Below are 17,394 nucleotides of genomic sequence, written 5' to 3' on the forward strand. Positions count from 1 at the left end.
CTTTAAGCTTCCTGGCCCCAAGCCACATTCAACTGATCGGATACGTATTGGAAGTCATTTTGTACTACATTTAAATGCTGCTCTGGCGCCATCACGTCCTCATCCAGCATCGTCATATATGTAGCTACGATCTCGTCAAAATGAGTCTCTAATACCGTCGAACTTGGGTTCAGGCCCGTTACCACACCCAAACCACTTGGGTAAGTTGGAATAGTAAAAACAGTTAGTTCTGGTCGATACTTACGGATAATAGGAATTACTTTCCAAGTATCTCCTAACCAAAAATTGGTTAAACGTTGACGATTAGCACTAATAGGGTCTACAGGATAAATATCATGAAATACAATCACTGTTTTTTCATGTGATTCTTTTTCTATGTTTATGAAATCCTTTAAAGCCTGATCAAAAGTATGCAAACCATCAATAAAAGCAAAATCAAGCAAAGAATGACCCAGCTCTTCTTTAGGATCAAAATCCATAAAAAACTGATCGCTCTCGATTTTAAAAAGCTTACTCCAGGATCGGATATCCTTATTAATAACGTAAGCCGGATCCACGCCAATTGCTTTAGTTGAGGGATTCACATACTGCAAGGAGTTTCCATCTGCAACTCCTATTTCGATATACCCCTCAGGCCGAATGAAATCATGAAAAAAACTCAACCACTTTTGATACACCGGGCCAGTAAAACGTTGCTGTGCACTTTCCATCGCCAACTTGTCACTGACCATCCCTAAAATCTGGGTAGCGTGCTCGTTTCCCGGATCATACATGAGTACCTGCGCGCACATAGCACGAGCCTCTAACAGCTGACCCTGATCCAAAAAATCACGAATTGACACCAAATCTTCTAATAAATCGCTCATATCTTTATCTTTAATATTAAATTGTTTTTGCCTTCGCTCGTTTTTTCTTTTTTATAACCGCAAAAGAATCGCGAAAATCAGCACCAGACGCACGGTCACAGCTATCGTAAAGTCTTACATACTCAATATCAGCAACAATAGCTTTTAAATTTTCACTATTTATATAATTTGAAAAAGAAGGTTTAGAAGATGCGATTTTTCTTAAAATATCTAGCGTCTTAAAATCACCCTGACGCTCTAATAAAACCGGTTGGTAATTTAAATCCTCTATGAAATAAAACCCACCGGGAGCCAAATAAGAAAACAACGTACCAAAAGCTATCTGCTGATGATGACTGGCATGGCTGGCGTCATCAATAATAATATCTAAAGGCAAGTTAACTTTTTTGAGCATTGCCATCAAATCGTCTGTAACGCCCATATCACCTCTGTGAACCTGCACACCAGGGGGGCAGCAATAGCCAGAGAAATCAGCAATATCAAACCCATGTATCTCGCCAGCAGGAAAATAATCATGCCACATGGACAAACTAGGAGCCTGGTTTAATATGCTGGGGCTAATACTTTGGACGTCATGCCGCAACAGGCCAAGCTCTAAAAGAGTAACAGGGCGATTTCTAAGTCCCTGGAGATATTTATCGTATATTTCAGCATACGCATGGGAGTTATAATAAATATCCCCTTTGTCTGATTTATACTTATTTGCCAAAGCATTTAAATAATTATTTCTTCTTTTAAATAAATTTTTATTTAATGAGCCAACACCATCACGACTCGCAGACAAGGCAGAAACCAAGTATGATCTAGAGTCAAAGTCTGCTGCAACGCGCCCCCACTTCCCAGCCTGCCAATCCACCAACGGATTATCTGAAATTACCCCAGGAAATGTACCGTAAGAAAATTGCTTTTTAAAAGCCAAGAAATCAAAAGAAAGCTGATCCCGCTTAGAGTAGGCCAACACATGTTCGAACCACTCCTCGGACAATTCCTTCAAAACAGGATGATGGTGATGCCTCAAGAGCATCCCCCCGGTAATTAAACCATTATTTTCGGGGTAGCCTTGTAATCGATAGGCATCCATTTGCCCTCTAACTGTCTGCTCATCTTCATAAGCGTAAGCAATAACAGCTTCCGCTTCTTTATAAATACAATTACGAGGATGAGGAAAACAAAAAAAAGAAAAATCAGTCTGAGATGCGTATACGTCAAAAATATCAGCAGGGTCGGTTTTAAAAACTAATGAACTGTCTATATACAAAGAGCAGTCATAGCCTTCCAGATACTTATGAGGCAATAATTTCGGCCTTCTAGACTCACGATGTGAGTCTAGAAACCCTTTTTCCAGAGCAACAACTGTCCACCAGTCAGACGTGAGACTCTCATCATCTGTGAAGCAAATCCGATCAATACTCGGGTCGCTAAAACTGCAATTTTGCTCCGCAAGGCAAAACCCCTTTGTTGCAACGGTATAAACCACCTTACGCATAAAATGCCTTGAACTCTGATAAGAAATAAAAACTATTCGATTACACTGAAGATAAGTAGAGCGCGTGAACAACGCCACCAAGCAAAACTCGTAGCTTTCAATCACAGCAAAAACTGATATTCCAGCTCATTGCTGGCCTGCCCCCACTCTGTCTTAACTAAAGAAGCCCGGATGCGGGCAACCGCCTGGCTACGCAACTGCGACACTCGACCCTCGGTTACGCCCATAACCAATGCAATTTCCTTTTGATTTAAGTCTTGTTCAAATTGCAAAGAGAATAATATTTTTTCTCGCTCGGGCAAGGCGTCGATAGCCTCCATTAAGGCGACCCGCAACCCCTGAGAAACAAGTTGGTTGAGAGGATTATCAAAATATGACGCCTCGGGGTCTCCATCCTCCAAGAAACTGAGCGCGTCGCCCCCCTCCACCTTGCGAGCCAGGTCTTCGTAATGAATCACCTGAACCCCAGAGGCCTCCTCCAGCAAACTTTGAAATTGTTCCAGGCTGATATTCAGGGCCTGGGCAATCTCCGGCTCAGAAGGCTCACGTAACAAACGGTGTCGCAACGTACTGATCGCTGCCTCGATTTGTCGACTCTTGGTACGCACACTGCGAGGCAGCCAGTCTTGGCTACGCAGCTCATCAAGCATGGCTCCCCGTATCCGCGTAATCGCATAGGTCTCAAACTGAGCGTCGGCTAAGACCTGATAACGTCGCACTGCGTCAAGCAACCCCATCATGCCCGCCTGCATAAGGTCATCCAGCTCCACGCTGGGGGGCAAGCGCACCGCCAGTTGTAAGGCCTGGCGACGCACTAGCGGAGCATATTGCTCAACCAGAGAGTCTTCAGAACGAAACATGAAAATGAGAAATCCAAAATAGGGTACCTTATTGTGCAGCTCCTCTCACGGCGACATTCTCTAGATAAAGCCAACTTTCGCCTGCCTGTTTCCGTATTTGACTGCCCTCCCCACACAAAAAACAATCAAAAAAAAACTAAAGAAAGCGGTTAAGCCGTCGTTACTATTCGGTATTTTGTACATCAATCTCACAGGCACGCGGGTGTAGCACGCTCGCCACTATGGTCTGTTATCAAGAACACCCTCTGGAGAGATCGAATGACCCATCCAGTTTCGTCAAACACTACAGCTTTGTTTAGTACACAGCCGTCAGACGACGCCCTCCTTAACAGGGCCCGCCCGACAGTTCAACCGAGCAGCGTCGAAGTCAGGCTACACAACAACGGATCAACGCCACCTTTGGCCCAAGTCGGCATGACCAGTACCCTAGATGAGTCACTGGAAAATCTGAATGCCAGTATGGAGGCCTGGGCGACCGGGATGCGATTCGATATGGATGAAGATGCACAGCGACTTGTCGTATCAATTATTGACAGCAACACCGGAGAGGTCCTACGCACAGTACCATCCGAAGCAGTAATCCAAGTGGCTAGGATGATCGTTCAATTACAAGGCACCATGATCAACACTCAGGCTTAGCGCGAACCATCAAACTAAGGACTAAAGTTCACTTTATCGGGCCTTTCTAATTTGCTTACTTAAGGCACAATTACCTAAACATTGAGGCGATTATGGCTACTATTTCTTCTATTGGGGTGGGTTCTCAACTCCCCCTTAACACCCTACTCGATAACTTGCGTAAGGTAGAAAACGTTCAACTTGAGCTTATTCAAGCCAAGATCGACGCAAATACGAACCGTATTTCAGCTTATGGCAAGCTAAAGAGTGCCATTACGAACGTCCAGTCCACAGCAGAGACTCTTAGCAAGGCACAGACCTACGGTGCCGTAAAGACCAATGCAAGTAGTGACGCCGCGACCGTAAAAGGCATCAGCCATGCTTCACCAGGACACTACGAGTTAACGATTGATCACTTAGCCAGTGCTCAGACCCTGACAATGACGGCTCAGTCCAGCCGAACAGACGCATTGGGTAACGACGGCACAATCACGATTACCTTGGCCAACGGCAAAGAACACACCTTGGACCTGAGCGGACAAGACACTTCTTTACAAGGCATTATGAAAGCCATCAATGCCTCCCCAGACATAGGCGTGACTGCCACCATCATTAACAACGGGAATACCACTAATCCTTATCAGCTTCAGCTAAACGCCCGTGACACAGGCGAACAATCTGCGGTCAGCAAAATCCGGGTTCAAGGTAACGAAACACTAGAAAACCTACTTTCCTTCACCTCTGAAAACAGCACAAATGACGATAACGCACCACTAGGGGCTTTATCCGAAAAAGCGGCCACTGACGCACAGTTCACGCTAAATGGCATCACTATTCACAGTGCTAAAAATGTGCTGAAAAACACTGTAGATGGGTTAGAAATCACCCTGAACAAGGTCAGCGCAGACCCTATTCTCATCAACGTAGAGCGTGATAATGACGTTACGACGAAAGCTATCCAAGACTTCGTCTCAGCCTATAACGCCCTTAACGATACTGCGAGGAACCTGACCGCCTACAACGTCGAACAAAAAACCGCCTCGGCCTTAACCGGTGACTCGATTGTCCGCCGTGCTCAAAATAGTCTACGTAAAGCCATAGACCAAAACGTAGACCAGGGGCAGTTACGCTCTCTCAATAGCATTGGGATTAGCACCGACCCCAAAACAGGCAATCTTGTCATCAATAGTGAACGATTAAATGCGGTACTAGCTGAAAAACCAGCAGAGGTCGAAAGCTTTTTTGGTGGTGCCACTGGTTTAGGCGCACGAGTCCACAAAGCCGCCGACGAATACGTTAAAAGCGACGGCTTCATTGATAACGCTCAAGCCGGAGCCGAGCGAACCAATAAAACACTGGACAAGCAATACCTTGCCACCGAGGACCGGATTGAAGGCAAAATTGAAATCTTGCGCAAACAGTTCCAGCAACTGGATGTAATGGTTAATCAGATGGAGGGCATCAGCAGCTACCTTACCCAGCAGCTCTCCATGCTAGGCAACACCAAGAGTGGTCAATAACCCATGAGCTACCCTGCCCCCTCTCGTCGTTTTGGCCAACAATCGGTCCGTGCCTACGCTCAAGTCGGCCTGGAAACTGAAGTCCTAAGCGCCAGCCCCGAACACTTGATTACCCTCTTGTTCAACGGTGCACGCACCGCCATGTTGCAGGCGCGCCTGCACATGGAGCAGGGCAATATTGCCGGGCGGGGGCAGTCTTTATCGAAGGCTATTGATATTGTCGATAGCGGCTTGAAAATGGCGATCGATACCGAAAAGGGCGGAGAGCTGGCCCGCAATCTGGTCGCTACCTATGACCTGATTTTGCACAATCTGATGTTGGCCAACCTTCGCAATGACGCGGAAAAGCTGACGCTGGCCGAGCGTTTGCTGACCGATATTGCCGATGCCTGGCGCAGCAATGTTGATACCCAACGTGCCAAGCAGCCAGCTTGACTCCGGGGCTCGCAGGACAGGCTCTGTTCCTGACCTGCACCTCCAACCTCCTTTGCGCCTTTAGCGCCTGGTACGAACATGAGCGATACCTCTAACCCGATCGTCGATCAATATCAAATTATCGCCAGCATCACCCGTCACATGCTGGAGCTTGCCCAAACGGCTCGCTGGGAGGATGTGTTTGAACAATCCGAACACTATCAACTCGCCGTGGAAAAGCTCAAGAACATGGAAGACCTGTCTGTTACTGAAAAACAGGCACGCCGTCAATTGCTGACCCAAATTCTGGAGGACGATGCCCAGATCCGTCATCTGGCCACTCCCGAACTGGGCCGCCTGGGTGCACTGCTGGGCAATATGAAGCGCCAGCAAACTGTGTTGCAAGCGTATTACAGCCCTAGCGTTCACCCATGAGCATAGGCGGCCCCTCCCCTTTGGGGACGCTGCTTATTCAACGGCTTGATGCCGTTCTGGGTATCAGCACTGGACAGCAAAGCAATATCGCCACGGGCGCCCGGCCGGACGCCATCAGCCAGACACCGGGCAGCCAACGCGCCGAGCGCGCCGAAAACCAAACGGCTCGTGATCAACGCCAAAGCGTAGATCAAGCCCGCGCCCACACCCAGGGTCGCGATAGCCGGAATATCCGCACACAAAGCGGTCAAACCTCGACCGACCCGGCTCTGAATGCACGAGGCCCCAATACGGCCACCACCAGCTCGGCGCCCACAACGCTGGGGCGCACCGCCCAACTGATTCTGTCCTTGCTGGAGCGCTTCCCGGATCGAGCTCCTGCTATCCAGGGACGACAGGCCCTGCTGCCTGGCCGCCCCACCATGCAAACGGACGGCAATGAATCCACGCGCCCGGGTGGCGACAGCCAGGCGGGTACGCGCTCAGGCACAGCACAAAATACTGCCAGCACAATTGCGACTCCGGCGCAACAGCGACTGCCCTTGCCCGGCGGCACCGCAACAGGTGGAGCAAATACAGGCTCTGCCAGTGCCGCGAATGCAGGCAGCAGCGCCGCTGGAACAGGAGCACCTGCGGGAATGCCTGGCGCAGGCACTGCGGCCACTGGCGCAACAGCCCATGGCGCACTGCCCACCAGCAGCACCGCCGCCCTTGCCCAGCATTTCACCCAAGCCTTGCCGCAGGCCCTGCAACAAAGCGGGTTGTTCTACGAGTCTCATCTTAGTGATCTGCACTTTGGGCAACGCAGCGTTGGCGAATTACAGCAAGAGCCGCAAAACCTGAATCGCCCTGCGGCCGAAACACATACCAGCACAAGCCAGAATCCTCAGGCCCAGGCCAGCACCCAGGACCCGGCCAATAGCCTGCTGGTGCGTCAGCAACTGGATACGCTGGCCTACCAGAACCTGCAATGGCAAGGTCAGGCCTGGCCGGATGCCGACATGAACTGGAGTGTGCAACGTCACCATGCCCAGTCAGAGGACGAAACCGAACATTGGTCCAGTACCCTGCAACTGGACCTGCCCACGCTGGGGCCGATCACCCTACGGCTCAACCTCCTGAACCAGCAATTGCTGGTCCATATTCAGGCCGATCAATCCGCCCCTTATCTGGACGAGAACAGCCTGCCCTTGCGCGAACGTCTGCAAGACCAGGGCCTGATCCTGAGCCAATTGCAGATTGAAGCCGACCCGACCCTGCCGCAGGACCTGCCCGATGAGTCATGATTCCCCCTCCCGTCGCCCGCAGGCCCTGGCCTTGCGCTACGAGCCCAAAGACGGGGCCCCGCGTGTCGTTGCCAAAGGCTACGGCACCTTGGCCGAAAAAATTGTCGAGACCGCCCGCGAGCACGGTCTGTACGTACACGAGTCCCCCGAACTGGTCGGCCTGCTGATGCAGGTGGATCTGGACCGTCATATCCCCCCTCAGCTCTATCAAGCCGTGGCTGAATTGCTGGCCTGGCTCTACGCCCTGGAACAAGGCCATCCCCAGGCCACACAAGCCTTGCAGGCTTTGCACGACGCCCCAAAAACTTGAGCCTGCTATTTATAAGGGCTGAAAAGCCCCTGTTTTTGGGCTTAGATACCCTGCTTAGCCTCGCGTTCTAAACGTTACATTAAGCACGGCAAGCTGCCCGCACCTGTGCGCGTGGCCCATCCTGACTTTCTGGCAAGCGAATATGTCGATTTCCAATCTCTCCAGCATTGAAAACCTTTTGGCCCAGATGCGCGCAGTTGCGCAAGCGGCCGGGGCTTCCAGTTCTGTGTCCTCCTCGGCCAGCAGCGCCGCTCCCGGTGGTTTTGCCGCCGAGCTGGCCCGCTCTTTGAACCGGGTTTCCCAGGCGCAGAATGAGGCCAATGCCCAGGCTCAGGCCTTTGAAATGGGCGAGCCCGGAATTTCCTTGAACGACGTGATGATTGACCTGCAAAAAGCCAGCGTTGGCTTTCAGGCCACCGTCCAGGTACGCAACCGCTTAGTGGCCGCCTACCAAGAAATTGCCAGTATGCCGGTATAAGCGCCTGATTCTTTCATGCCCGCCGCCCTTTCCTTAATGCTGCCTGAGCACGTCCTGATTTGAACTCCCCTGATTCCATGCAGAACCCTGCCTCTGCCTCACCCATGAGTCAGACAGCACAGTTGCTGAACAAACTTCCTGGCTACGACACACTGCGCGCCTTGCCCAAGGTAGCGCTGATCGGGCTGGGTGCCGCACTGATTGCTCTGATTGTCGCCCTCTTGCTGTGGAGCCGCGGCCCTACCTACCAGGTACTGTTCTCCAATCTGGACGACCGCGATGGCGGTGCGATTGTCTCGGCCCTGGGCCAGATGAACGTGCCCTACCAGTTCAACAGCAACGGTACCGCCATTTTGGTGCCGCAAGATCGTGTGCATGATGTGCGCATGCAAATGGCCTCGCAAGGCTTGCCGCGCAGTGGCAATGCCGGTTTCGAGCTGCTGGATCAAAGTCGCTTTGGCGCCAGCCAGTTCACCGAGCAAGTCACCTATCAGCGCGCCCTGGAAGGCGAGCTGGCCAATTCCATCAAGGCCGTGCATGCCGTCAAGGAAGCGCGCGTTCACCTGGCCATGCCGCGTGAAACCTTGTTTGTACGTGACCGCCAGTCTCCGACCGCTTCGGTAGTGCTGTCGCTGTATCCGGGCCGCGACCTGAGCGAAGGCCAGGTTTCCGCCATCAGCTGGCTGATCTCCTCCAGCGTGCCCAATCTGCAAGCCGACAAGGTGTCCATCATTGACCAGAATGGCCGCTTGCTAACCGCCCCCACTGGCGAGATGGGTGCTGATAATCAGCAGCGCAATTTTGTAAACGATATTGAATACCGAGCCGTCCAGCGCATCCTGACCTTGCTGAACCCCTTGGTCGGTGCTGGCAACGTCCGCGCCCAGGTGACGGCTGAAGTGGACTTTTCGCGCCGCGAGCAGACGTCCGAGGTCTACAAGCCCAATCAGCAACCCGGTCAGGCCGCGGTACGCAGCCAGCAGACCAGCTCTTCTTTGCAACGCAACCCGCAGCAGCCCCAGGGCGTGCCCGGTGCCTTGAGCAATCAGGCTCCCAACAATGCCACCGCCAATCTGGTCAACCCGCCTGCTGCGCCAAATCAGCCCCAAGCCCCGGCTGCTCCGGCAACTGAGCCGGCCAATGCCGCCGCACAAACCGCCAACGCCGCAAACGCTGCAGCGGCCGGTACAGACCCTTCACTGGTGTCCCTGGCCGAACAGGCCCGCTTGCTGCAAAACACCGGCAATGCGCGTAACGACTCCACCGTGAACTACGAAGTGGATCGCACCATCAGCCACGTCAAAGGTCCTTTGGGTCAGCTAAGCCGCCTGTCGGTAGCCGTGGTGGTGAACTATCGCAATACGGACAAGGACCAACAGCCGCTGGAGCAGGAAGAACTGGACAAGATCCGCGATCTGGTCAAACAAGCCGTCGGTTACTCGGCTGATCGAGGCGATAGCCTGAGCGTGGTGAACGGACAGTTCAACGAACAAGGCGATATTGATACCCCCTTCTGGAAAAATCCGGAGTACCGCGAGCTCGCTATGGAACTGGTCAAGTATCTGGTCTTTGCATTCATTCTGTTCATGGCATGGCGCATCGTCATCAACCCCATCATCCAGGGCCTGATCCAGGCCAAGGCGGTGGCTGACGCCCGCGTCGAGCGCCAGAAAGAAGAATCTGCTCGCGAACAGGCTGCTGAACAACGTGCCGCCGAAATGAGCCGCTACGAAGAGAATCTGAACACCGCCCGCACGATGGCTCACGATGACCCACGTGCCGTGGCTATGGTGTTGCGCTCCTGGTTAAACAAAGATGAAAAAAATGAAAACGGCTAAACCGGACGATTCCATCGAACGCAGTGCGATTTTGATGATGTCCTTGGGGGAAGATGCCGCCGCCGAGGTGTTTCGCCACCTCTCGCCTCGTGAGGTGCAGCAGCTCAGTACCGCCATGGCGTCCCTGAAGCAACTGACCCGTGCCGATATGGACGCGGCTCTGGAGAGCTTTCGCCAGGAGGCCGACCAGTTCATGGCGGTGGCACTGGACTCCAACGCCTATATCCGCTCCGTACTGAACAAGGCGCTGGGCTCGGACCGAGCCGCTGGCCTGATCGAAGACTTGCTGGAAAACAGCGAAGGCTCCAGCAGCGGTATTGATGCCCTGAACTGGCTGGATGCCTCCAGCGTGGCCGAGCTGATTGCCGACGAACACCCCCAAATTATTGCCACCATTCTGGTGCATCTGGAGCGTGATCGCGCCGCCGACATTCTGGGCTACATACCGGATCGTTTGCGCGATGATGTGGTCCTTCGTATTGCTACTTTTGGCGGCGTGCAGCCCACGGCCCTGAACGAGCTGACCGAAGTGTTGAACGGCATGCTATCGGGCCAGGGTGCCAAACGCAGCAAGATGGGTGGTCCACGCACGGCAGCCGAGATGCTGAACTACATGAACGCCAGCCTGGAAGAGTCCGTCCTGACCAGTCTGCGCGGCATGGACGCCGACCTGACCCAGCGCATCGTGGACGAGATGTTCGTGTTCGAGAACCTGGCCGATGTGGAAGACATTGCCATTCAGCTGCTGCTCAAGGAAATCGAGACCTCTGCATTGACGATTGCCCTGAAAGGCGCGCCCGAAGAGTTGCGCGACAAGTTCTTCCGCAATATGTCCAACCGTGCTGCCGAAATGCTGCGCGAAGACATCGACGCCCAAGGCCCGATCCGCATGTCCAAGGTGGAACAGGAACAGAAAGCCATTGTGCAGGTGGCCCGTCGCCTGGCCGAAGCCGGTCAGATTACGCTGGGTGGCCTGAGTGGGGACGAGTATGTCTAAGACGGCCTCGTTTGGGCAGCTCCTGCCCGTCCAAGCCGTTATTCGCTTGTGCCCAGGCACGAACCGCCTGCGCGGGAGCCTGTAAATGTCCAGCCACCGTAAAGCCTCGGCCTACTCGGAACTTCAGGAAAGCTGGAGCCGCTGGCAAATGCAGGGGCTGGATGATCCTGTCGTCGCCCCGGAACCGGAAGAGCCCGAGTTCGTCCCTCCTACCCCGGAAGAACTGCAGCGCGATCTGGAAAACCAGCGCAGCCAGGCGCAGGAAGAAGGCCATACCCAGGGCTATCAGGCCGGTTACAACCAGGGCCATGCCGCTGGTCTGGCAGCAGGCCAGGAAAGTGGCCATGCCCAAGGCTATGAAGCCGGAATGGCGGCTGGAATGGCCAAGGCACAAGAACAGATTGACCAGTACATCAAGGAATTTGTCGCCTTGAACCAGAACTGCGCCCAGTCCATTGAACTGATGGATCAGGAAATGGGCCAATCCCTGATTCAGCTGGCGACACGTATTGCCGAGCATGTATTGCAAAGCACCATCAAGGCCGAACCCAGCCGCATCCGCGATCTGGTTGCCGAAGTACTGCGTAGTGATCCAGGCGATACCAGCGCCCTGGAACTGAGCTTGCACCCGGACGACATCAGCCTGGTGCGTGAGTTTCTGATTGAACAAGGCGAGCCCCGCGCCTGGCGTCTGCAAGAAGACCCCCAGCTGCAACGCGGTGAATGTCGTGTGCGCTCCAGTTACGGCGATATTGACGCCACCTTTGCCACTCGCTGGAAACGCGCCCTGGCCAGCCTGGGCTTGCCCGTCTCTTCGGAGCCCTGATGGCAACGCCCCTTTTGGCCTCCTCCCCCGAACGCTGGCGCGCCCAGATGCTGTCGGCACAGCAACGGGTCCAGGCCATTGAGCCCTGCTTGCGCAGTGGCCGCGTTGTCCGCGCCACGGGTTTAGTGCTGGAAGCTACAGGTTTGAAGCTGGCTGTAGGAGCCGCTTGTAAAGTGGAATTGTCTGCCGCGCAAAACATCTGGGCCGAAGCCGAGGTTGTAGGGTTTGAAGGCAGATCCTTGTATTTGATGCCCTTGAGCGAAATTTCCGGCCTGCCTCCCGGTGCACGTGTTGTACCGGTTGAAGCTCAATTGCAGCCGCCGGTTCCGCTGCCCGACTCCGATCAACCGGACAGCCTGCCCGCCCAGGCGCGTTCGCGCCATGTCCCGGTCGGCCCCGGCCTGCTGGGTCGCGTTGTCGATGGCAGCGGCAATCCGCTGGACGGTTTGGGCCCGATCGACGCGCAAGCGTGCGTCTCGCTCAGCCACACCACACCCAACCCACTGAAGCGCAGTCCCATCGACACGGTTCTGGACGTAGGAGTACGTGCCATCAACGGTTTGCTGACCGTAGGCCGTGGTCAGCGCATGGGTCTGTTTGCCGGTTCCGGTGTGGGTAAAAGTGTGCTGCTGGGCATGATGGCCCGCTACACCCAAGCCGACATCATTGTCGTGGGCCTGATCGGTGAACGGGGCCGGGAAGTTAAAGAATTTATTGAGCATAATCTGGGCGAAGAAGGCCTGCAACGCTCGGTTGTCGTCGCAGCCCCGGCTGATGTCTCGCCCTTGCTGCGCTTACAAGGCGCGGTGTACGCCACCCGTCTGGCCGAGTTTTTCCGCGATGAAGGCAAGAACGTCTTGCTGATCATGGATTCACTGACGCGTTATGCCATGGCTCAGCGCGAAATCGCCTTGGCAATTGGCGAGCCGCCTGCCACCAAGGGCTACCCTCCTTCCGTATTTGCCAAGCTACCGGCCCTGGTGGAGCGCGCCGGTAACGGTGAACCCAATGCACAAGGCCGTTGCGGCTCGATCACCGCGTTCTACACCGTGCTGACCGAGGGCGACGACCAGCAAGACCCGATTGCCGACTCGGCCCGCGCGATCCTGGACGGTCACATAGTACTGTCGCGCAGTCTGGCGGAAACCGGCCATTACCCGGCCATTGATATCGAAGCGTCCATCTCGCGGGTCATGCCCAGCATTGTGGAGCCAGAACAGATCAAGATGGTGCACCGCTTCAAGGGCCTGCTCTCCAGCTATCAACGCAACCGCGACCTGATTGCCGTGGGCGCCTATACCCGTGGCAATGATCCAGCCATTGATCAAGCCATTGATCGTTTCCCCTGGCTGGAAGCCTATCTGCGCCAGGGCATGCAGCAACGTGTGGACGTGCCACGCGCCTTCGATGAATTGAACGCCGTTCTCAATAGCGAGCAATAGCCATGAAAGCCAACGCCTCTTTACATACGCTGGTCGATCTCAGTCAGAACAATGTGGACGACGCGGCCCGCCATCTGCAGGAGCTGCGAACAGAGCGCGATGCGGCCCAGTCGCAGCTGGAAATGTTGCAGACCTATCGCCAGGACTACGCCCAGCGCCTGCTGGATGTGGGCCAAACTGGGGTAACCATGGCGAACTACCACAATTTCCGGCGCTTTATCGTGACATTGGACCAGGCCATTTCCCAGCAAAATAGTGTCATCCAAGCGCTGGAAGAGAAAATGGAACAGGGACGCCAGGTCTGGTATGGCCATCAGCAGCGCCTGAAAGCGTATGAAACCTTGATCGACCGCCGTCTCCAGACCCAGCAAGTCCAGCAACAAAGAATGGAACAACGTAACAGCGATGAAATCGCTGCTCGTCTCTTTACTCGTAGCCAGACCGCCTATTAAACAAGCGCCGCCATGACTTCGCCCACTCTTTCGGTTTTACCTGCGGCCCCTGCCGCACCCTCGGCCCCCGTCACTAACACGGCCGGGCCTGCGGCTGCGCATGCGCCCAAAGACGAAGGCTTTGCCCAGCATCTGCAAACCCAACAGCAGCAGGTGCAACACAAAGGGGCTGGCAAGACACCGGCAGCCGCCAAGCAGGACAGCACCAAAACCCAGGTTCCCGCCGACAGCCCCAAGCTGGCTGACGCCGTGGCCGAACAGGCTGGTGCCAGCGAGCTGGACCCCTTGATCAAAGACCCGGCCCTGCTGATTGCCGATCAGAGCGATCTGGAACTTGACACTGATGCCCCGGCCGATAGCGGCCTGCCTGCCATGGCCTTGTCGATTCTTTCGCAAGTACAGGCCATCAAGAGCAGCAAGGCCGACCCAAAAAGTGCCCAAACCGATAGCAAACTGCCACTGAGCGCTCTCAACACACGCCAGAATCTGGCCGCCGAGCCAAGTAGCCGTCAAGCTCAGACCGCGCCATTGAACGCTGTTGAAGCAGAAGCCAAGCTTGATCTGAGCGCCGAACTGGTCTTGCCTAAAGCCGTTGAAACCAGCAATCCGCTGGCCGCCACCACTACTCGCAAATCAGCGGTGAACACAGCACAATTACTGAACAACAACCCGCCAGGCACTGGCATCGACGCTAATGTGCCCTCATCCCAGTCACGTTTGATGGATGAAGCGTCGGCTTCCTTGGCTAGCTTTGGACGACAAATTGCTGACGATGCCCGTGCCGGCGTGAATCTGAACCTGCCCGCTCTGGATGCTTCCCTGCTAGCCCAACTTGGCGCCGCACCCAGCGCAGTCCAGGCCAACAGCCCGGCCGCCTTGCCCAGCCCCCTGACGCTGGCCATTGCCACGCCGGTCCAGTCCCCCGAATGGGGGGCGGCCATGGGTCGTCAAATGATTACCTTGGCCCAACAGGCTCAAGGCGGCGTTCAAAGCGCCGACATTCGTCTGGACCCACCCGAACTGGGCCCCTTGCGCATTACCTTGCAAATGCAAGATGGCATGGCCCACGCCATGATCACCTCGCCCCATGCTCAAGTCCGCCACGCCCTGGAGCAATCCTTGCAGCAGCTGCAACAGCAGTTTGCAGAAAACGGGCTGACCTTGGGACAGGCTGACGTAGGCGACCAGCACGCCTCGCACCAGGCCTTTCACGAGCAACTGGCCGCCAAGGGCAATCAAGGCGATCAACCCGCCTTCAGCCTGAACGGCGTGGCTTCCGCTGACGAAAGCAGCCCCTTGGTGAACAGCAGCGCCACACGCTCGCTGAACCCCGACGCGCTGGTTGATACCTTCGCCTGATTCACAGTCCCACAGACAGCCCGGCAAAAAGCATGATTAAGCTCGAAAAGCAGCGTCTATTCGCCGGGCCTGTCCTGTCTGACCTCCGGCACAATAGCTCAGGCATGCAGTCAGGCTCAGGCCCGACATGCGTTTGTCTGTTTGTAATACGCTAGAAAATACATCGCTCACATCACATGGCCCGAAAAGCACCCACCAAACTTGCACGCCTGATGAAAACCGGTCTGCTGGTTCTGTTTATTATCGCCGCTAGCGTGGGCGCAACGCTGTACTACTCCCTGCAACAAAGCAGCACGCCTGCCTGGTTGGCCTGGGCGGAAAAAGGCCAATCGGTTGAAGCGGCCCCTGCCCCGGATGAACCGCCGGTGGTCAAGGTCAATGCCAAACCCATTTTTGCGCCGCTGGACCCCTTTACCGTCACCCTGAACGAGAATGGCCGCTCGCGCATCTTGTACGTAGGCATCACCTTGCGTGTCCAGGACGATGGTTCGCGCTCCATGCTGGTGGAGTACATGCCCATGGTGCGTGATCGCGTGCTCAAGATTCTGGCTGAACAGCGCCCCACCTACATCCAGACCTCCGAAGGGCGTCAAGCCCTGGTTGCACAGCTGAGCGCCGGCCTGAAAGAGCCCTACGCGCCCAACACTGCTGTACCGAACATCAATGATGTCCTGTTCACCGCCTTTGTCATCCAATAAATGTCGTATCAGAGCTTCCTATCCCAAGACGAAGTCGATGCACTGCTGGCCGGTGTTACCGGCGAAGGCGCTGACACCAAGCCCTTGAACGAAAACCTGACTGGCGTACGGGCCTATGACCTGACCTCGCCAGACCGGGTAGTGCGTCACCGCATGCAGACCCTGGAGCTGATCAACGAGCGCTTTGCCCGTCGTTTGCGCTCGACCATGCTCAGCTTCATGCGCCGCAACGCAGACATCACCGTCGGTTCCATTCGTATTCAAAAGTACTCGGATTTCGAGCGCAACCTGCCCGTGCCCAGCAACCTGAACATGGTTGCCTTAAAGCCCTTGCGGGGCGTGTCGCTGTTTACCTTCGACCCGAACCTGGTCTTCCTGATTATCGACAGCCTGTTTGGTGGCCATGGCCGCTACAACACCCGCGTCGAAGGCCGGGACTTCACCACGACCGAGCAGCGCATCATCCAGCGTTTGCTGACCCTGACGCTGGAGAGCTACTGCGGTGCCTGGGAGTCCATCTACCCGCTGGAAGCGGAGTACATGCGCTCGGAGATGCATACCAAGTTTGCCAGCATCAGCAGCAGCAATGACATCGTGGTGGTGACCTCTTTCAATATTGAATTTGGTGCCCAGGGTGGCAATCTGAATATCTGCCTGCCCTACTCCATGATCGAGCCGCTGCGCGATCTGCTGACCCGCCCCTTGCAGGACAAAGGCACCAACGATATTGACCAGCGGTGGACCCAGCAATTGTCACGACAAGTGCGCAGCGCCGAAGTTGAACTGATTGCCAACTTCGTCAATATAGACATGACCATTGCCGAGCTGACCCAGTTAAAGGCCAATGATGTCTTGCCAATTGAAATCCCCACTCTTATTGAAGCCCACGTGGATGGCGTGCCGGTTCTGGAATGCCGCTACGGCACCTCCGGTGGCCGCTACTCCTTGCGGGTAGAAAACATCTTGGCCACCAACGACAGCGATTTGACTAAAGGTAAGTCCCTATGAGCGACCCTCACAACCCTAACGACCGGTCTGCGCCCGAGGACGACTGGGCAGCCGCGATGGCTGAGCAACAGGCTGGCAGCCAAAGCAGCACCCAAGCCCAAGGACTGGAACAACCCCTGGAGGATGACTGGGCCTCGGCACTGGCCGAGCAAAGCGCGGCCACGCCTGTGCACGAACCCAGCCCTGCCAGCAATCTGTTCCCGCCCATGGAGCACGCCGAAGCGAACGCCACCACCGATATCGACATGATTATGGACATCCCGGTCCAGCTGTCGGTGGAGCTGGGTCGCACACGTCTGACCATCAAGAACATTCTGCAACTGGGCCAGGGCTCCGTGGTGGAGCTGGACGGTCTGGCTGGCGAACCGCTGGATATTTACGTGAACGGCTACCTGATCGCCCAAGGCGAAGTGGTCGTGGTAGACGATAAATACGGTATTCGCGTCACCGACATCGTGACTCCATCGGATCGTATCCAACGCCTGAACGGCCGCCGCTAGA

The 17,394-nt window shown here is 55.1% G+C and carries 19 protein-coding genes; 16 read left to right on the top strand and 3 right to left on the bottom strand.

Annotation, left to right across the window (positions count from 1 at the left end; translation table 11 throughout):
- Positions 1-2: 2 nt before the first annotated feature.
- The 3 genes from MID00_RS00770 to MID00_RS00780 form a co-directional block, all read right to left on the bottom strand.
- Positions 3-866, bottom strand: coding sequence for a class I SAM-dependent methyltransferase (locus MID00_RS00770; RefSeq protein ID WP_009458055.1), 864 nt, complete (start codon positions 864-866; stop codon positions 3-5).
- A gap of 16 nt (positions 867-882) precedes the next feature.
- Positions 883-2,352, bottom strand: a complete 1,470-nt coding sequence (locus MID00_RS00775; RefSeq protein WP_021446815.1) for a glycosyltransferase domain-containing protein — start codon at positions 2,350-2,352, stop codon at positions 883-885.
- A 101-nt stretch (positions 2,353-2,453) separates the two neighbouring features.
- Complete coding sequence (locus MID00_RS00780; RefSeq protein WP_009458057.1) at positions 2,454-3,212, bottom strand: RNA polymerase sigma factor FliA; 759 nt, start codon at positions 3,210-3,212, stop codon at positions 2,454-2,456.
- A gap of 480 nt (positions 3,213-3,692) precedes the next feature.
- On the opposite strand from MID00_RS00780, the gene MID00_RS00785 reads away from it, so the two are divergent.
- From MID00_RS00785 to fliN, 16 genes are all read left to right on the top strand, one after another.
- Positions 3,693-3,851, top strand: coding sequence for a flagellar protein FlaG (locus MID00_RS00785; RefSeq protein WP_235484256.1), 159 nt, complete (start codon positions 3,693-3,695; stop codon positions 3,849-3,851).
- 92 nt (positions 3,852-3,943) lie between these two features.
- Positions 3,944-5,350 (top strand): flagellar filament capping protein FliD, encoded by a 1,407-nt coding sequence (gene fliD, locus MID00_RS00790; protein ID WP_009458059.1) that lies wholly within the window; start codon positions 3,944-3,946, stop codon positions 5,348-5,350.
- Positions 5,351-5,353: 3 nt separating this feature from the next.
- A complete protein-coding gene (fliS, locus tag MID00_RS00795) occupies positions 5,354-5,785 on the top strand; it encodes a flagellar export chaperone FliS (protein ID WP_009458060.1) in 432 nt (143 codons plus the stop codon).
- Positions 5,786-5,863: 78 nt separating this feature from the next.
- Positions 5,864-6,199, top strand: a complete 336-nt coding sequence (locus tag MID00_RS00800) for a flagellar protein FliT (protein WP_021446816.1) — start codon at positions 5,864-5,866, stop codon at positions 6,197-6,199.
- Positions 6,196-7,485, top strand: coding sequence for a flagellar hook-length control protein FliK (locus tag MID00_RS00805; protein WP_254499549.1), 1,290 nt, complete (start codon positions 6,196-6,198; stop codon positions 7,483-7,485). Before MID00_RS00800 ends, MID00_RS00805 begins: the two co-directional genes overlap by 4 nt.
- Positions 7,475-7,795: an EscU/YscU/HrcU family type III secretion system export apparatus switch protein gene (locus MID00_RS00810; protein WP_115634930.1), complete on the top strand. Its 321-nt coding sequence runs from the start codon at positions 7,475-7,477 to the stop codon at positions 7,793-7,795. Before MID00_RS00805 ends, MID00_RS00810 begins: the two co-directional genes overlap by 11 nt.
- A 142-nt stretch (positions 7,796-7,937) precedes the next feature.
- Positions 7,938-8,273 carry a flagellar hook-basal body complex protein FliE gene (gene fliE / locus MID00_RS00815; RefSeq protein WP_009458068.1) on the top strand — a complete coding sequence of 112 codons (336 nt, stop codon included), beginning with the start codon at positions 7,938-7,940 and terminating at the stop codon, positions 8,271-8,273.
- Between the two features lie 104 nt (positions 8,274-8,377).
- Positions 8,378-10,111, top strand: a complete 1,734-nt coding sequence (gene fliF / locus MID00_RS00820) for a flagellar basal-body MS-ring/collar protein FliF (RefSeq protein WP_009458070.1) — start codon at positions 8,378-8,380, stop codon at positions 10,109-10,111.
- A complete protein-coding gene (fliG, locus tag MID00_RS00825) occupies positions 10,098-11,108 on the top strand; it encodes a flagellar motor switch protein FliG (RefSeq protein ID WP_009458072.1) in 1,011 nt (336 codons plus the stop codon). Before fliF ends, fliG begins: the two co-directional genes overlap by 14 nt.
- A gap of 85 nt (positions 11,109-11,193) precedes the next feature.
- Positions 11,194-11,934 (top strand): flagellar assembly protein FliH, encoded by a 741-nt coding sequence (gene fliH / locus MID00_RS00830; protein WP_021446819.1) that lies wholly within the window; start codon positions 11,194-11,196, stop codon positions 11,932-11,934.
- 47 nt (positions 11,935-11,981) lie between these two features.
- Positions 11,982-13,376, top strand: a complete 1,395-nt coding sequence (fliI, locus tag MID00_RS00835) for a flagellar protein export ATPase FliI (RefSeq protein ID WP_137431650.1) — start codon at positions 11,982-11,984, stop codon at positions 13,374-13,376.
- 2 nt (positions 13,377-13,378) lie between these two features.
- Positions 13,379-13,828: a flagellar export protein FliJ gene (gene fliJ / locus MID00_RS00840; RefSeq protein WP_009458076.1), complete on the top strand. Its 450-nt coding sequence runs from the start codon at positions 13,379-13,381 to the stop codon at positions 13,826-13,828.
- Between the two features lie 12 nt (positions 13,829-13,840).
- Positions 13,841-15,187 carry a flagellar hook-length control protein FliK gene (locus tag MID00_RS00845; RefSeq protein ID WP_254499550.1) on the top strand — a complete coding sequence of 449 codons (1,347 nt, stop codon included), beginning with the start codon at positions 13,841-13,843 and terminating at the stop codon, positions 15,185-15,187.
- Positions 15,188-15,399: 212 nt separating this feature from the next.
- Positions 15,400-15,885: a flagellar basal body-associated FliL family protein gene (locus MID00_RS00850; RefSeq protein ID WP_226349333.1), complete on the top strand. Its 486-nt coding sequence runs from the start codon at positions 15,400-15,402 to the stop codon at positions 15,883-15,885.
- Positions 15,886-16,893 (top strand): flagellar motor switch protein FliM, encoded by a 1,008-nt coding sequence (gene fliM, locus MID00_RS00855; protein WP_009458081.1) that lies wholly within the window; start codon positions 15,886-15,888, stop codon positions 16,891-16,893.
- Positions 16,890-17,393: a flagellar motor switch protein FliN gene (gene fliN, locus MID00_RS00860; protein WP_009458083.1), complete on the top strand. Its 504-nt coding sequence runs from the start codon at positions 16,890-16,892 to the stop codon at positions 17,391-17,393. Before fliM ends, fliN begins: the two co-directional genes overlap by 4 nt.
- Position 17,394: the final 1 nt, after the last annotated feature.

The sequence above is a fragment of the Alcaligenes sp. NLF5-7 genome, from assembly GCF_024266725.1.
GTDB lineage: Bacteria > Pseudomonadota > Gammaproteobacteria > Burkholderiales > Burkholderiaceae_B > Alcaligenes > Alcaligenes phenolicus.